Consider the following 15,246-nt stretch of genomic DNA (forward strand, 5'->3'; position numbering starts at 1 on the left):
GTTTAAATTCAATTTTGTAGATAGGGGGTGAAACAGTGTTAATAAACAATATATATACTTTCTCTTCAACTAATAGAATAAATAAATTTAAAGATACTAAAGAAAAAGTCACAGAAAAAGTAGCTACTGGTAGAAGAATAAATAGAGCAGCAGATGATGCATCAGGATTAACCATTAGCGAAAGTTTTAAAGCACAGGTAAGAGGTCTTTCCCAGGCAGAAAGGAATATACAAGATGGGATGTCCCTTTTACAAGTAGTAGATGGAGCTTTAGGTGATATAACAGATAATCTTCATAGAATTAGAGAATTATGTGTTCATTCTAGTAATGGAACTTTAGTAGATGAAGATAGAGAAGCATTAAATGAAGAATTAAAACAAATTAAAGAAGCAATTCAAACAACTGTGGAAAATACAGAATTCAACCAAATTAAAGTTCTAAAATATGATAGAAGTTTGACCATACAAACTAAAGATAACCCATATACTAGTATGGAAATAAAACTTTATGATTTGAAATTAGAAAATTTAGAACTTAAAGATGCAGATGCATCCACCCAAGAGAATTCACAAAATACTATTTTAAAATCCCAAAACGCCGTAGACAAAATAAATAAAATAAGAGCAGAAAATGGAGCATATTATAATAATTTAAAACATACTCTAATGAATACTTCTAATTCAAATTTAAATATTAATTCATCATTATCAGTTATAACTGATGTGAATACAGCGATTTCTTTAATGGATATAGTTAAAACGGATGTTCTAATTAATTATAGCCAATTTATGTATAGTAATGTAAAAGGGAATTTAGAAGCCATTAAAAATTTAATAGGATAATTTAATTAAAAACTCTCTTTTAAATAAGGGGAGTTTTTATATTTTAGTGAATATAAAAATTGTTAATTATTTATGTACTATGATATAATTTAAGAGTAATTTACTAATCATATTTAAATATATTTTATAGGAGGAGAAAACTTGAAGGTAGAAGAACTTATTGAGAGAATAAACTATTTATATAAAAAAAGTAAGGAAGAAGGTTTAACAGAGGAAGAAAAAATAGAGCAAGCTGAACTTAGAGAAAAATACTTAAAAAATATAAGAAGCAATTTCAGAGCACAGTTAGAAAGTATAGGTGGAGTTTCTAAGAAGCAATCTAAGAACTAAAATTATAATAGTTAAAGAATTACCTATAATCTCCGAAAATTATTGAAGAGAAAATAATAATTATGAAGGGGAGAAATCCATGATTGATGATAAATTAATTGTAGATAAAAATATTTTAAAAAAAATACAATCTAGAGCTACTGGGATCAAGATTACATCAAAAGAAAAACCTATTATTAAAGATGCAGAGGAAATTATACAAATTATAGATAAAATATTAGAGGATAATTCCATAACCCTTGTAGAAAAAATAGAACAGAAGATGAGGGATGTTAGATATAGCGATCCAGAAATGAATGCAAATCTATATATTCTGCATAGAAAATTGGTAGATGGAAAGATAAACCACAAGGATGCAGACAATTTATTCCACTTATATATTAACTCAGAACCATTTGATAAGAAGGTATATTAGAATAATTTGTAAACAAGTGTAAAAATCAATATGCTATAAGTAATTACATTAAATATAGTTAAACACAACTAAAACTAAGATGACATTGTTTTTTAACAGTGTCATCTTAGTTTTAGTTGAATTTGTTTATAAGATAAGGTTTTAATACTTTAATTATCTAAAGTTTTAATATACTGACAATTTTCTTAAAACTCAAAAAATAGCTGTTATTTTGAAAGGTTTTGTATTATAATTAGGATGATGAATTTGCTAGTTAGAGTAGGTGATTGCGCGTGAAGTGCTAGTTGGATAGGATGTTGCCACTAGACGAAAAAATCTTTTGGATTTTGCGATGCATATACCGCTTCCGCTAACAATGTAGCCCACTTCTCTATTAGCAAGTTTAAAATTTTGTGAAGGAGGTGGAGCTATGAGGAACATTCAAAAGTTAGTGACTTTAAGTTTTTTAATTGCGCTTCAAGTGTTACTTACAAGATTTTTAGGTATAGAAACACCAGTAATTAGAATAAGTTTTGGATTTATACCTCTAGCTTTATCAGGTGCTTTATTTGGTCCTATAGCAAGTGGAATAGTTGGAGCTTTAGCAGATCTTATAGGTATGATGGTATTCCCAAAAGGAGCATATTTCCCAGGATTTACTATAAGTAATGCATTATCAGGAGTAATTTATGGATATTTTCTTCATAATAAACCTAAAAAAATACTTAATATCGCTTTAGCTGTAATCTCTGTTATGCTATTTGTAAACATAGGATTAAATACTGTTTGGTTATCAATACTAACTAAAAAAGGAGTATATGCTATAATTGGACTAAGAATAATTAAAAACCTGATAGAAGTACCTATAAAGGTTTCTTGCATTTATTTTGTATGGAAACTTGTAGGAGTTCATTTAAACAAAGATATTAAAAATATAGCAGTTTAATAAAATAAAAAATTCTCAAGTTTTAACAAGACTTGGGGATTTTTTTATTGTATTAATGATAAAAGGGTGATATACTTAGTTATATTAGTAACTAACCAATAACAAAGAGGTGAGTAAAACTATGAGTGTATCAAGAGTAATTAACATAAAAAAATTCAAAAGTCAAATTAAGATATTTTCAAAAAGTCAAAGTAAAATACTAAAAATGCTTATATTGATTTTTGCAATGTTAGCTAGTGCAATAATTTTAGATGTAGCTTCAGAAAGTACAACTTCTACGGTAAGTCTATGGTGGATAGGATTTATTATATATTTTATTGATATAACAGTTTTAATTCAAGATTTCAACAGAGAATTAAAATTTTTTTTAGATTTAAGATATACAAGAAAAGAATTTTATATAAATAATTATATAATAATAGCCATGATAACTATTATATACTCTATTTTTCTTTTTTATTTAAAGTATATAGGAGCTATAAAAAATACACACATTGTTCCAATTCCAATAATACAAGCAAAAGCACATACTTATATAATTAATTTCTTAGGAATAATAACAATGAATATTTTTATGATTACAATAGTAACTTACTTCACAGTAAAGGAAAAACAGTATATTTATTCAATAGTGGCATTCCTTAACTTGGGACAGTTCTTTTTCAAAAGACTACATAGTTTTATATCAAATAATATTGTGTATGGATTTATTTTCATTTGGAGTAGTACAAAAAGGTTTTATATACTACTTATAATTTTAGCTATACTAAATATGTTTTTATATTATTCAATTTTAATAGCATATAAGAGAAAGGATGTAAACTAAGAGGTGAATTTTATTGAAAATTAAATTAGATGATTCAAAACCTATATATCTACAAATTGCAGAAGGAATAGAGGATGATATATTAAATGGATTTTTAGAAGAAGAAAGTCAGGTAATGTCCACCACTCAATTCTCTGAAGTTTATGGTATAAATCCAGCTACTTCTAGAAAGGGAATGAGCCTTTTAGTAGATGAAGGAATTTTATATAAAAAAAGAGGTATCGGTATGTTTGTAAAAAGTGGAGCTTTAGAATATATAAAAAATAAAAGAAGAAAAAGATTTTTTAAAGATTATATATTAGAAACATTAAAAGAAGGGCAAAAATTAGAACTTTCCAAAGAAGATATTATAAATATGATAAAGGATTATAGGGAGTGATGCTATGAATTGGAAGTTATTTAAATTGCATATTAAAGATAAAATAGGTGTGTATTTTTTTATTCTGATTATTATAATTACTTTTATAATCAGAATATGCATAAATAAAAATGATTTAGATCTTTATATTATGGATGGATTAATTAAATTTATTATGCTCCTTACTAGTTTCATTGCTTTAAAAATAAATACTTTTGTTATGTACATACAGTTTAGCAAAACTAGAAAAAGTTTTTTTAAAGATAGATTAAAATATTCTATTATAATGACCTTGTTCTTAACAATTATATCAACTATTTTCACATTGTTTTTTAAAGAACAAGTTCTGAAAAATCATTTGATAATAGATTATAAATTAATAATCATGATCTTTATAGTGAATTTCTTATTTTATTTAATGTGTTTTAGTTTAGAAATCTTTATCATAATATTGAGAAAAAGTAGTTATGAAGCCCTGCAAATTGGGATGATATTTTTCTATATTATATTAGCTATAAGGTTTGGAGTTGTTACAGCCTCCTATTATAGTTTTAATAACTTTGTGTATTTTGTGCCAGCTACTATGGCTATAATAATTTTTAATTTAAAAATGAGCCATATAGCCTTAGAAACTGTAGAAATAAACTAAAGGAGTGAATACCATGGAATTAGCTGTAAAGGTAGAAAGAATAAATAAAATATTTAATAAGAAAAAGGTTTTAGATAATCTGTCCTTGGAAATTGAAAAAGATAAGATATATGGATTAGTAGGAAAAAATGGTGCAGGAAAGACTACCCTTTTAAAGATAATATCCTGTTATTACATAAAAAGTTCAGGAGATATAGAAGTCTTTGGAGAAGAACCCTTTGAAAATGAAAAAATACTTTCTCAAATATGTTTTACATCATCAGATAGAATACTTCCTTCCTATTTAAAAATAGGTGAAATTTTAAATATACTAAAAGAATTTTATCCTAGTTGGGATGAAGAATTTAGAAAGGAATTAATAAAAAAGTTCCAATTAGATGAAAATAAAGTTTTTGATGAGCTTTCTAAGGGAATGAAAGCTATGGTTAATTTAATAATAGGACTTGCCAGTAGAGCACCTTTAACTATATATGATGAACCCTATTCTGGGTTAGATCCTGTATATAGAGAATTATTCTATAAAATATTATTAGAAGATTATGAAAGATATCCAAGAACTATAATATTTTCCACCCATTATTTGGATGAAGTAAGTAGATTATTTGAAAAACTAATCATAATGGATAGGGGACGGGTATTGCTAAATGAAGAAATGGATTCTTTAAGGGAAAAATCTTTTTATATAAAGGGAGAGAGGAATACCATAGAAGAAATAGAGAATAATTTAAATGTAATAAATTCTGAAGTATATGGAAACAGTAAAATTCTTTGGGTTTTTCAAGAAATCCCAAATGTTTTAAAAGAAAAAATTACAGAAAAGAATCTCTCAATAGAACCCCTAGGTATTCAAAAACTATTTGTGGGATTGTCCCTAAAAGATATTCAAGACAGGTGATATTATGAATAGTATATATAAAGGTGACTATGAAAAGTTAAAAAGACAATTTGACATAAAAATGAGAAGTGAAGGATTTCCTCTAGCTATAGCCTTTTGGGCTATAATGGGAATTATACTTGAGGCTTTTTTAATGATAGTATCAACAGAGAAAGGATATACAATAAGTAGTGCAGTGATACCTATTTATTTTCCTGTATTAGTAAGTTCCATAAGTTATAAAGGCATAAAATACGAATTAGGACTTTTTACAGGTTTAGGATACAAAAGAAAGAGATATTTTATAAATGAGAAAATTATAGGAAATATTATGTTTTTGATGATAGCTTTTTTTATGTCTATATGGATAATACTGAGGAAGGATGAAAGTTTTTGGTATTTAGGATTTTTATTTAAAAGTGGATTTGTAGGCTTTTTAAAGTCTATAATTGTAAATTATTTATTTATAACTTTAATTAGCATAAACTATTTGCTTATAAGTTTAATCATAAACACTATAGGGAAGATTTTGTTTAAGGAAAATAGTGAAAAAATAATACCCACATTTCTAATATTTATATTACCTATGTTACTTACTTCTTCTAAAGTATTTATAAGTAATTATAATATAAGAATTTTAACTTATATCTCTCCAATTATTATTTTAACAGAGATGTATTTTGAATATAAAATAATAATGCATATGGATGTATGATAATAAATTTAAAGGGACTATCACACTAAAGAATTTACATACAATATATTGTAGCATTTATTCTTAATGTGACAGCCCCTTTTTTAAAATCAATATGTTTTGGAAAGTTTTACATACTCATCAGAAGATTTTTTTATGTTTTCTATTTCTTCAGAAGTTAAATTTCTTATAATTTTAGCAGGACTTCCTAGTAAAAGTACACCAGATGGAAAAGTTTTTCCCTGCGGAATCAATGTGCCAGCTCCTACTATAGCGTTTTCTCCAATTTTAGCGCCATTTAAAATAATACTACCCATTCCTATTAAAGTATTATTTCCTATTTCACAACCATGCAGTATAGAGTTATGTCCCACTGTAACACTTTCTCCTATTTTCACTTTAAAATTGGTATCTATGTGTAAAGTACAATTATCTTGAATGTTACTATTTTTACCTACATAAATACTATTATGATCTGCTCTTAAAACAGCATTAAACCATATACTAACATTATCTTCTATGGTTACATCTCCTATTATGCAAGAAGTACTTTCTATAAAAGAATTACTATGTATTTTTGGTGTCTTATTATTAAAATTTCTAATCACGATTAAAACCTCCCTTTTTATAGTGAATAACTAATTATTATTATATCAAATTTTAATAAATTGATTATAAAATTGTAATTTGGATAGAATCATAATAATTATATAATAGATTAATTTGAGGTGAAAAGATGATGAATAAAGTTATGTTAATTGGAAGATTGGCTAAGGATTCTGAACTAAGGTATGTAGGAGTAGAAAACAAACCTGTGTTAAATCTTACTTTAGCTGTGCAAAGACCCTATTTAAATTCTAATGGTGAAAAAGATGTTGATTTTATCCCAGTGTCCTATTGGAGAAGAGCAGCAGAAGCCCTTCACCCTTATTTAAAAAAAGGCAAATTAATAAGTATAATGGGTAGAGTAAATATAAGAGTGCTAGAAAGAGAAGATGGAACCAAAAGGTATATAACACAAATAACATCAGAAGAAATTCAATTTTTAGATTATGGTAAGAAAAAAGAAGAAACCAATGAAAAAGATAATGTGAAAATTAGTTAAAGTAAAAAATATGGAGAAGTTTTAATTTCTCCATATTTTTTTAATTTTCTCTTTTCTTTCCTAAAAAGCATAAAGTCAAGGCATTTGGTCCTGTGTGAGAGCCTATTACAGGACCTATAGAACCAATTAATATATTTTTAATATTGTATTTTTCTAAAATTAGTTCCTTTAGATACTGGGCATCTTCCAAACAATCACTATGACTTATGCCAATGGTTTCATCTTCAAAGTTCTCTCTATTTTTCTCATATACTTCTAAAAGAGATTTTATTGCTTTTTTTCTTCCACGGATATTAGCTGTATTTACTATAGCACCTTCATTATTTAGAGTTAGCATAGGTTTTACATTCATCAAAGTTCCTATAGCAGAAGAAAATGTTGAAAGCCTTCCACCTCTTTTTAAATACATTAAATCATCTACAATAAACCAATGATTCATATTATATTTATAAGTTTCTATCCAAGATATAATATTTTCTTTAGATGATCCCTTTTTTAGCATTTCTACTGCCTTAAGTATTAAAAGTCCTTGGCCAATAGCGGCACTTTTAGTATTAATAATTGTTATATCTGCCTTAGGGTATTCTTCTAAAAGTTCATTTTTAGCAATTTCTGCACTATTTATGCATCCACTTAAAACAGAAGAAAATCCTAAATATAATATAGATTTATTTTCTTTTATAAGTTCTTCAAAACATTTTCTAAAAGAATAGGCGTTTATTTGAGATGTAGTTGATAATTCACCCTTTCGTAATTCATTATAAAACTTTTCATGACTCATGGTTTTGCCAAAATCATCTGGAAAGCTTCCATAACTTAAATTATAAGTTAAGCTTAAAAATTTTATGTTGTTCTCCTCTATATATTCTAAAGGTAAATCACAACTAGAATCTGTTAAAATTACAGTATTCATAGTTTTTCCTCCTTTTACACATAATGTATGTATTATGTATTATAGATTAAATTTAATTTTTTTATACATAATTTCATATTATCATAGGATAAAGTTAAAATAAAGAATTTCTTGTACGTTAGTAAAGTTCTACATAATATTTACGATAATACATTCATAATACAACTAAATTCAATGGAGTGTGGAATATTATGAGATTAAATCATAACTTAGCGTCGCTAAATGTTTACAGGGAGTATTCAAAGAACTTAAAGAGTAATAGTGTGGCAATGAAAAGGGTGTCCTCAGGACAGAAAATAAATTCTGCTAAGGATGATCCTAATAATTTAGCCAAAAGTGAAAGAATGAGAATGAACATAAGGGGACTTCAAATGGCTAACAGAAATGTACAAGATGGAGTTAGTATGTTACAGTCAGCTGATGGTTCTTTAAGTTCTATGAATTCTATTTTAGGCAGAATAAGAGAATTATCTGTACAATATGGCAATGGAAGTAATTCAAAAGAAGATAAAGAAATTATAAAAGAGGAAATAAGTCAAATGATAGCAAGCTACGACGAGGCTGTAGCTAATTCTGAATTTAATGGAGTAAAGCTATTTGATAATAAAATAAAAGAAAGAAGTATGCAATTAGGTCCTGATGTAGGAGATTCTATGGACATAGAATTTTTTAATTTAACAGGGGAACTTAAAGATTTAAAGAATTTAGTGGAAAAAGAAGATGCAGATTTTACAGATAAGGCATTAGAAGAAGTGGATAAAGCTATAAATAAAGTGGTAGATGTTAGAAGTAAATATGGTGCCATTGTAAACAAATTTGAAGGTACTATGAGTAATTTAAGTCAATATGAGTTAATTACCCAAGAATCAGAAAGTAGAGTAAGAGATGCTGATATAGCAGAAGAAATGATAGAAGTAGCTAGAACAAGTGTATTATTAGATGCAGGTATGGCTATTATGGTACAGACTAATCAATTGCCGCAAGATATGCTTAAAGTATTAGATAATATTAGAGTTAAATAGAAAGATAAAAAAGCTGTTTCAAAATTATTTTGAAACAGCCTCTTTTTTCAAAAAATATTATAAGAAATAATGAAATAAATAAAAAATTATAAAAATATAGCTGATATGAGTTATAAAATAAAAAATTTAATATAAAAATAAAATACATTTAAAATAAGCTAAAAAAATAAAAAAATTGCTAGAAAAAATACAAAGAATGATATATAATAGACTTAGTTATAAAAATTATGGAAATTAATATATAATTATGAGATAATGTATATAATTAAAAATTAAATTTCCATTAATATCAAATAATATCAAAATTATTATTTAAAAATAAAGAAAATATATAGGCTATTGGAGGGGAAATTTGTGAAAAATATTTCTTTTACTACAAATAAAAACATAGATAGACAGAATTATGACAATATCAAAAGATCTTTAGATGTAGCAAGTACTAGAGGGAGGGTTATAAATAATAATATCTCTAATGTAAATGTAAAAGGATATAAAAGGCATTATGTAGAATTTGAAGAAAGTTTAAGAAAAAACAGAGAAAATTTAGACTTGAAGTTTACAAAAAATAGACATATTTCTACAGAAGTAGAATATGGAAAAATGCAAATTAAAAGAGATGAAACCAGTAGCATGAGAAAAGATGGTAATAATGTAGATATAGAAACAGAAAAAGTAAATCAAGCAGCAAATACTTTGATGTACAATGCACTTATATCACAACTAAATAATAGAATATCAACAAAAAGATACATTATTAGCAGTAAATAGTTATTAGTTAAAAAGGAGGAAGTGGGATTATGAAAATGTTTAATAATATGAGAATAAGTGCTAGTGGTTTATCAGCAGAAAGACTGAGAATAGATACCATAGCTTCTAATATTGTTAATTCCCGAAGCACAAGAGGCAAAAATGGGGAACCTTATAGAAGAAAAGTTGCAATATTCCAAGAAAATTTAACGAAGGAAATAAATAAGCAAACCGGTAAAAGAGAAGAAGTATTAAAAGGTGTAAAAGCTATAGGAATACAAGAAGATATGTCGGAGTTTAGAAGAGTATATGAGCCAAGCCATCCAGATGCAGATGAAAATGGATACGTTTTAATGCCAAATGTAAATGCGTTAAATGAAGTAGCAGATCTGATAGCCGCTACTAGGTCTTATGAGGCAAATGTAGATGCCATTAACTCATCGAAAAGTATGTTTATGAAAGCATTAGAAATAGGAAGGTAGGTGTAATATAGTTGAAAATTAATGAGTTTATACCAAATAATATGATTTTTAAAAATGACATCAATAATAAAATTCAAGAGAAAAAAGAAGAAAATAATGGTTTTAGCCATATGCTAAAAAATAAATTAGATCAAGTTAATGAAAAGCAAATAAAGGCAGAAGAAACCACTAATAATTTTCTCCAAGGAGAGGAAACAGATATACATAAGGTTATGTTAGATTCGGAAGAGGCTAAATTATCCGTAGAACTAGCAGTTCAAGTTAGAAATAAATTAATAGAAGCATATCAGGAGTTGAATAGAATGCAGCTATAGTAAGGAGTGCAAATAAATGAACAAGCTATCCCAATGGTTTAATACTTTAAAAGATAAGATTAAAGATTTAAGTAAGAAAAAGAAAATTGCCTATGGCGCCATTGCAGTGGGAATTATAGGTGCTCTAATAAGTGGAATTGTTTATATTTCTAAACCTAAATACGCAATATTATTTTCTAACATGGAACAAGAGGACATGGGAACTGTATACAACAAACTAAAGGACAGTAAAGAAAATTTCAAAGTAGATGGAAATACCATACTTGTTCCTAGGGAAAAGGTAGATAGCCTCAGAATGGAAGTAATGTCACAGGTACCTATAAAGAATGGAAGCAATGGATTTGAATTATTAGATAAAAATAAATTCGGTGCTACAGAAGAAGAGATGAAAATTAATTATCAAAGGGCATTGCAAGGGGAGATTGAGAGAACTATTAAGGGTTTTCCAGAAATCGAAAATGCAAGAGTGCATTTAGTAATGCCAGAAGATAGTGTTTTTATAAAGGATGATACCCCAGCAAAGGCATCTATAACATTAAAAATAAAACCTTATAAAAAAATTACAGATAATCAAGTAAAGGCAATAGTTGCCTTAGCATCAGGTAGTGTGAAGAACTTACCAAAAGAAAATGTAGAAATAAATGATACTAATCAAATACTTACAAAGGATTTATTTAAAGAAGATGAATTTGATTCTTCAGAATCTATACAAAAACAACAGGCTTTAAAAAAGGAATATGAAAAAACTTTAGAAGATAAGGTTACATCAATGCTTGAAGCCGTTTATGGTAAAGAAAGAGCTAAGATAAAAATAAATGCAGATTTAAATTTTGATGCAATACAAGATGAATCTACTATATATGATCCTAAAAATGTAGTGGTTAGTGAGAAAAATGTTAAAGAAACTACACCAGGTGGAAATGATTTAGCTACAGGCGGAAGCCCAGTGGATGATAATATGAGAAATAGAGCTGGAAATAATGAAAAAGATGCTTTAGTAACTCATGAAGAAAATGTAAGAAATTATGAAGTGTCCGAAAGAAAAAATAAAACCCTAAGAGCACCAGGTAGTGTAAGAAGACTTACAGTTTCTGTAGTTTTAGATGGTAATTTAGATAATGCTACAAGAAATGCTGTACAAAATACAGTGAAATCTGCTGTAGGCTACAATGAACAAAGAGGAGATACCATAAGTGTAGAAGGTCTTCCATTTGATACTGCTTATAGAGAAAGAATCGAAAAAGATAAGGAAGCTATGGAAGAAGAACTTGCACGAGATAAGAAGATGAATTTATATAAAATATTAGCAGCATTAGGTGTATTAGCACTTGGTATTATAATTGGCATTTTAGTTAAGAAAAGAAGAAATAAAGAAGATAATGAATTAGATTTAATAAATGAAGGTTTAGATGTTGTAATTGATGATGAAATTACAGAAGAAAAACCTAAATTTAAACCTATCCAGTTAGAAGAAGAAAGCGAAGGCGCATACATAGAAAGAGAAATAAGAAAATATGCAACAGAAAAGCCAGACCAAGTTATCGAAATTGTAAAAGCTTGGTTAGCAGAAGATGAGAGGTGATAATATATGGCGAGAACTGAAGAAATAAAGAGTTTAACTGGAGTTCAAAAGGCTGCTATATTATTTATAACATTAGGACCTGAAGCTTCTGCAGGAATTATAAAAAAGTTGCCGGAATCTGAAATACAAAAAATAACTTATGAAATAGCTAATATTTCCACAGTTAAACCTGAACAAAAACAGCAGATATTGGAAGAGTTTATACAAATGAATAAGGCTAAGGATTACTTAGTAGAAGGTGGACTTGACTATGCTAAAAATCTATTATCAAAAGCATTAGGAAGTCAAAGAGCCTTAGAAATATTAGAAAAAGTAACAGAAGCTACACAACAATTTAGACCTTTTTCTATTGCAAGAAAAGCAGATGCTCATCAGCTTTTAAATATTATATCAAATGAGCATCCGCAAACTATAGCACTGATACTTTGTCACCTTCAACCAGATAAATCCGGTCAAATTCTAGCTGAATTAGAAGAAGAGTTACAATCAGATGTAGCCTTTAGAATAGCTACTATGAATAACACATCTCCTATGGTTATAAAAGAGATAGAAAAAGTATTAGATAGTAAATTATCTTCAGTGGTAAGATCTGATATGAAATCTATAGGAGGAGTTCAAACTATAGTTGACATATTAAATCAAGTAGATAGAACTACTGAAAAGCATATTACAGAAGTATTAGAAAGAGAAGATCCAGAGTTGGCAGAAAAAATCAAAGAATCCATGTTTGTATTTGAAGATATTCTTACATTAGATGATGTATCAATACAAAGAGTGTTAAGGGAAGTGGAAACAAAGGAACTTGCCTTAGCATTAAAGGGTTGTTCCGAAGAAGTTGCAGAGGCTATATTTAGAAATCAATCTAAGAGAGCGGCAACTTCACTAAAAGAAGATATAGAATTCTTAGGACCTGTAAGACTTATGGATGTTGAAAAATCACAGCAAAGAATTGTTACTGTAATAAGAAGGTTAGATGAAGCTGGAGAAATAGTTATTTCAAGAGGTGGCGAAGATGCTATCATTGTATAATGTGGTTAAGAAAACCAATGTTGTAAAAAAAGATAAAAAAGATATAGTGACCAAATATGAACCTCCAGTAAAAAAGATTAAACAGGAGAAAGAAAAAAAAGAAATAGAAACTGTGGAAATGAAGGTAGAGCAATACGATAGCATAGCTACGGTTATGTTTGAAAATTACAGAAAAAAAGGCGAAGACATAATAAATGAAGCCTACAAAGAAGCGGTTTTAATAGGAGAAGAGGCTTATAAAAAAGCCTATGATAAAGGTTTAAAAGAAGGAAGAGAAAAAGGCTATGAAGAGGCTTACGAAAAAGGATATGTAGAAAATATGGAAAAGTCAAAAGCAGAAGGTGATAGAATAATTGCTGAAGCTAAGGATATATCTAAAGCCATGATAAATTCCTCTGAAGAACAATGTATAGAATATATAGATAAAAAAAGACTTGAGTTAAAGGAATTAATAGAAAATATAGTTGAGTCTGTATTTAAAAGAGAAATAAAAGACCAGGATGCATTAAATGAAATGGTTATTGAGGCTGTAAACAATGCTAAAAAATCTAAAAGCATAACCATAAGATGCAAAGACTTATATAAGGATGAAATTAAAAAAGATGTGGATTTATGGGAAAGTCAAAACGTATTTAATGGAGATATTTTTGTAATATCGGATAATTCCTTAGAAGAAGGAATAGTTTCATTAGAAAAGGATAATGGAATTGTAGAAATAGATATAAATAAATCCTTAGAAAAAATAAAAGATATATTAAGAAGTTAAGATAATTAGTAAGGGTGGACTGGAGTGTTTCCATGGAGTTATTAGATTTTAATTATATAAACAAAAAAATAAAAGAAACAGATTACTACTCCTATGAAGGGGTTGTAAAAAAAGTAATAGGTCTAACCATAGAAGTAGAAGGAATTAAAGCTTTTATTGGAGAGGTTTGTACTATATATAATCAACAAAATAACCCTATAGTATGTGAAGTAGTAGGTTTTGTAGAGGATAATGTAATACTTATGCCTCTTGGAGAATTAATTGGAATAGCTCCAGGATGTAGGGTAATACCATCAGGAAACCCTCTAAGTGTAAAGTGTTCAGAAGAGCTTTTTGGTAAAGTATTAGATGGTCTTGGTAGTCCATTAAATGGTGAAAAAATAAAAACAGGAGTTCCCTATCCTTTGGATAGAGAACCCCCAGACCCTTTAAAAAGAAGAAGAATAAAGGATGTAATACCAACAGGAGTAAGGGCTATAGATGGATATTTAACCTGTGGAGAAGGACAAAGAATTGGTATATTTGCAGGTAGTGGAGTAGGAAAAAGTACAAGTCTTGGTATGATTGCAAAATATGCAGAGGCAGATGTAAATGTAATATGTCTAATAGGAGAAAGAGGAAGAGAAGTTCTAGATTTTGTAGAAAAGGATTTAGGAGAAGAGGGCATGAAAAAGAGTATAGTAATTTGTGCAACCTCAGATAAACCAGCCTTGGTTAGAATAAAAGGAGCTTTTACAGCCACAGCTATAGCAGAATACTTTAGAGATAAGGGTAAAAAAGTAATACTTATGATGGATTCTGTTACTAGATTTGCTATGGCTCAAAGGGAAGTAGGGCTTGCCATTGGGGAGCCACCAGCTACAAAAGGATATACACCTTCTGTATTTGCTATGCTTCCAAGGTTAATGGAAAGATCGGGAATGTCAGATAAGGGTTCTATAACAGCTTTTTATACTGTGTTAGTAGATGGGGACGACTTTAATGAACCTATAGCAGATGCTGTTAGAGGTATACTAGATGGACATATTGTGTTATCCCGTGATTTAGCAGCTAAAAACCATTATCCAGCAATTGATATTTTAAGTAGTATAAGTAGACTTATGAATGAAATTTCAGTCAAGGAGCATAAAGAATCTGCATCTATAGGAAGGGATTTAATTGCTACTTACAAGGAAGCAGAGGATTTAATTAACATAGGAGCTTATGTAAAGGGAAGTAATGAAAAGATAGATATTGCAATTAAGTACATAGATAGTATAAATGAATTTTTAACCCAAAAAGTAGATGAACATAATAATTTTGAAGAAAGTATACAGTGGCTAAACAGTATATTTAAGAATTTAAGAAGCAACTAAAGAAAATTGAGGTGACCT

General features: G+C 28.1%; 20 protein-coding genes and 1 riboswitch. Of the genes, 18 read left to right on the forward strand and 2 right to left on the reverse strand.

Annotated elements, in window-relative coordinates:
* Positions 1-35: 35 nt before the first annotated feature.
* From B5D21_RS01470 to B5D21_RS01510, 9 genes are all read left to right on the forward strand, one after another.
* Positions 36-842, forward strand: coding sequence for a flagellin (locus B5D21_RS01470; RefSeq protein WP_011099886.1), 807 nt, complete (start codon positions 36-38; stop codon positions 840-842).
* A 141-nt stretch (positions 843-983) separates the two neighbouring features.
* Positions 984-1,172 (forward strand): DUF896 domain-containing protein, encoded by a 189-nt coding sequence (locus tag B5D21_RS01475; protein WP_035109508.1) that lies wholly within the window; start codon positions 984-986, stop codon positions 1,170-1,172.
* Between the two features lie 79 nt (positions 1,173-1,251).
* Positions 1,252-1,587, forward strand: coding sequence for a hypothetical protein (locus tag B5D21_RS01480; protein ID WP_011099885.1), 336 nt, complete (start codon positions 1,252-1,254; stop codon positions 1,585-1,587).
* Positions 1,588-1,839: 252 nt separating this feature from the next.
* A riboswitch (THF riboswitch) is annotated at positions 1,840-1,941 on the forward strand.
* A 55-nt stretch (positions 1,942-1,996) separates the two neighbouring features.
* Complete coding sequence (locus B5D21_RS01485) at positions 1,997-2,512, forward strand: folate family ECF transporter S component (protein ID WP_011099884.1); 516 nt, start codon at positions 1,997-1,999, stop codon at positions 2,510-2,512.
* Positions 2,513-2,633: 121 nt separating this feature from the next.
* A complete protein-coding gene (locus B5D21_RS01490) occupies positions 2,634-3,338 on the forward strand; it encodes a hypothetical protein (protein WP_035125083.1) in 705 nt (234 codons plus the stop codon).
* A gap of 13 nt (positions 3,339-3,351) precedes the next feature.
* A complete protein-coding gene (locus tag B5D21_RS01495; RefSeq protein WP_011099882.1) occupies positions 3,352-3,717 on the forward strand; it encodes a GntR family transcriptional regulator in 366 nt (121 codons plus the stop codon).
* Positions 3,718-3,721: 4 nt separating this feature from the next.
* Positions 3,722-4,345 (forward strand): hypothetical protein, encoded by a 624-nt coding sequence (locus tag B5D21_RS01500; RefSeq protein ID WP_011099881.1) that lies wholly within the window; start codon positions 3,722-3,724, stop codon positions 4,343-4,345.
* Positions 4,346-4,358: 13 nt separating this feature from the next.
* Positions 4,359-5,240 carry an ABC transporter ATP-binding protein gene (locus tag B5D21_RS01505; protein ID WP_035125086.1) on the forward strand — a complete coding sequence of 294 codons (882 nt, stop codon included), beginning with the start codon at positions 4,359-4,361 and terminating at the stop codon, positions 5,238-5,240.
* Positions 5,241-5,244: 4 nt separating this feature from the next.
* Positions 5,245-5,934, forward strand: coding sequence for a hypothetical protein (locus B5D21_RS01510; protein ID WP_011099879.1), 690 nt, complete (start codon positions 5,245-5,247; stop codon positions 5,932-5,934).
* An 89-nt stretch (positions 5,935-6,023) separates the two neighbouring features.
* Here the strand turns inward: B5D21_RS01510 and B5D21_RS01515 are convergent, their stop codons facing one another.
* Positions 6,024-6,521 carry a gamma carbonic anhydrase family protein gene (locus B5D21_RS01515; RefSeq protein WP_011099878.1) on the reverse strand — a complete coding sequence of 166 codons (498 nt, stop codon included), beginning with the start codon at positions 6,519-6,521 and terminating at the stop codon, positions 6,024-6,026.
* 131 nt (positions 6,522-6,652) lie between these two features.
* Here B5D21_RS01515 and B5D21_RS01520 point away from each other — a divergent pair, with 131 nt between their 5' ends.
* Positions 6,653-7,018 carry a single-stranded DNA-binding protein gene (locus B5D21_RS01520; RefSeq protein WP_035109522.1) on the forward strand — a complete coding sequence of 122 codons (366 nt, stop codon included), beginning with the start codon at positions 6,653-6,655 and terminating at the stop codon, positions 7,016-7,018.
* 40 nt (positions 7,019-7,058) lie between these two features.
* Here the strand turns inward: B5D21_RS01520 and B5D21_RS01525 are convergent, their stop codons facing one another.
* On the reverse strand, positions 7,059-7,931 hold the full coding sequence (locus B5D21_RS01525) for a DegV family protein (RefSeq protein ID WP_035109524.1): 873 nt from the start codon (positions 7,929-7,931) through the stop codon (positions 7,059-7,061).
* Between the two features lie 191 nt (positions 7,932-8,122).
* Between B5D21_RS01525 and B5D21_RS01530 the strand changes: the two genes are divergently transcribed.
* The 8 genes from B5D21_RS01530 to fliI all read left to right on the forward strand — a co-directional run bounded on the left by B5D21_RS01530 (position 8,123) and on the right by fliI (position 15,228).
* Positions 8,123-8,953 carry a flagellin gene (locus B5D21_RS01530; RefSeq protein WP_035125091.1) on the forward strand — a complete coding sequence of 277 codons (831 nt, stop codon included), beginning with the start codon at positions 8,123-8,125 and terminating at the stop codon, positions 8,951-8,953.
* Between the two features lie 354 nt (positions 8,954-9,307).
* Positions 9,308-9,721, forward strand: coding sequence for a flagellar basal body rod protein FlgB (gene flgB / locus B5D21_RS01535; RefSeq protein WP_274542167.1), 414 nt, complete (start codon positions 9,308-9,310; stop codon positions 9,719-9,721).
* A gap of 29 nt (positions 9,722-9,750) precedes the next feature.
* The gene (gene flgC / locus B5D21_RS01540) at positions 9,751-10,182 is read left to right on the forward strand and encodes a flagellar basal body rod protein FlgC (protein WP_011099873.1); all 432 of its coding nucleotides are present in this window, start codon (positions 9,751-9,753) and stop codon (positions 10,180-10,182) included.
* An 11-nt stretch (positions 10,183-10,193) separates the two neighbouring features.
* Positions 10,194-10,496, forward strand: coding sequence for a flagellar hook-basal body complex protein FliE (gene fliE, locus B5D21_RS01545; protein ID WP_035109530.1), 303 nt, complete (start codon positions 10,194-10,196; stop codon positions 10,494-10,496).
* 16 nt (positions 10,497-10,512) lie between these two features.
* Positions 10,513-12,078 (forward strand): flagellar basal-body MS-ring/collar protein FliF, encoded by a 1,566-nt coding sequence (gene fliF, locus B5D21_RS01550; protein ID WP_011099872.1) that lies wholly within the window; start codon positions 10,513-10,515, stop codon positions 12,076-12,078.
* 6 nt (positions 12,079-12,084) lie between these two features.
* On the forward strand, positions 12,085-13,107 hold the full coding sequence (gene fliG, locus B5D21_RS01555) for a flagellar motor switch protein FliG (protein WP_011099871.1): 1,023 nt from the start codon (positions 12,085-12,087) through the stop codon (positions 13,105-13,107).
* Positions 13,091-13,873, forward strand: coding sequence for a FliH/SctL family protein (locus tag B5D21_RS01560; protein WP_035109532.1), 783 nt, complete (start codon positions 13,091-13,093; stop codon positions 13,871-13,873). The genes fliG and B5D21_RS01560 overlap by 17 nt, the downstream gene beginning before the upstream one ends.
* Positions 13,874-13,905: 32 nt before the next feature.
* On the forward strand, positions 13,906-15,228 hold the full coding sequence (gene fliI / locus B5D21_RS01565) for a flagellar protein export ATPase FliI (RefSeq protein WP_035125094.1): 1,323 nt from the start codon (positions 13,906-13,908) through the stop codon (positions 15,226-15,228).
* Positions 15,229-15,246: the final 18 nt, after the last annotated feature.

Origin of the sequence: Clostridium tetani, from assembly GCF_900167265.1 — a bacterium.
Lineage (GTDB): Bacteria > Bacillota > Clostridia > Clostridiales > Clostridiaceae > Clostridium_G > Clostridium_G tetani.

Bases quoted from the DNA above. Each gene is read 5' to 3' on its own strand.
- B5D21_RS01480 (WP_011099885.1), top strand. From the start codon at position 1,252: ATGATTGATGATAAATTAATTGTAGATAAAAATATTTTAAAAAAAATA.
- B5D21_RS01485 (WP_011099884.1), top strand. From the start codon at position 1,997: ATGAGGAACATTCAAAAGTTAGTGACTTTAAGTTTTTTAATTGCGCTT.
- B5D21_RS01490 (WP_035125083.1), top strand. From the start codon at position 2,634: ATGAGTGTATCAAGAGTAATTAACATAAAAAAATTCAAAAGTCAAATT.
- B5D21_RS01500 (WP_011099881.1), top strand. From the start codon at position 3,722: ATGAATTGGAAGTTATTTAAATTGCATATTAAAGATAAAATAGGTGTG.
- B5D21_RS01505 (WP_035125086.1), top strand. From the start codon at position 4,359: ATGGAATTAGCTGTAAAGGTAGAAAGAATAAATAAAATATTTAATAAG.
- B5D21_RS01510 (WP_011099879.1), top strand. From the start codon at position 5,245: ATGAATAGTATATATAAAGGTGACTATGAAAAGTTAAAAAGACAATTT.
- B5D21_RS01520 (WP_035109522.1), top strand. From the start codon at position 6,653: ATGAATAAAGTTATGTTAATTGGAAGATTGGCTAAGGATTCTGAACTA.
- B5D21_RS01525 (WP_035109524.1), bottom strand. From the start codon at position 7,931: ATGAATACTGTAATTTTAACAGATTCTAGTTGTGATTTACCTTTAGAA.
- B5D21_RS01530 (WP_035125091.1), top strand. From the start codon at position 8,123: ATGAGATTAAATCATAACTTAGCGTCGCTAAATGTTTACAGGGAGTAT.
- flgC (WP_011099873.1), top strand. From the start codon at position 9,751: ATGAAAATGTTTAATAATATGAGAATAAGTGCTAGTGGTTTATCAGCA.
- fliF (WP_011099872.1), top strand. From the start codon at position 10,513: ATGAACAAGCTATCCCAATGGTTTAATACTTTAAAAGATAAGATTAAA.
- fliG (WP_011099871.1), top strand. From the start codon at position 12,085: ATGGCGAGAACTGAAGAAATAAAGAGTTTAACTGGAGTTCAAAAGGCT.
- B5D21_RS01560 (WP_035109532.1), top strand. From the start codon at position 13,091: ATGCTATCATTGTATAATGTGGTTAAGAAAACCAATGTTGTAAAAAAA.
- fliI (WP_035125094.1), top strand. From the start codon at position 13,906: ATGGAGTTATTAGATTTTAATTATATAAACAAAAAAATAAAAGAAACA.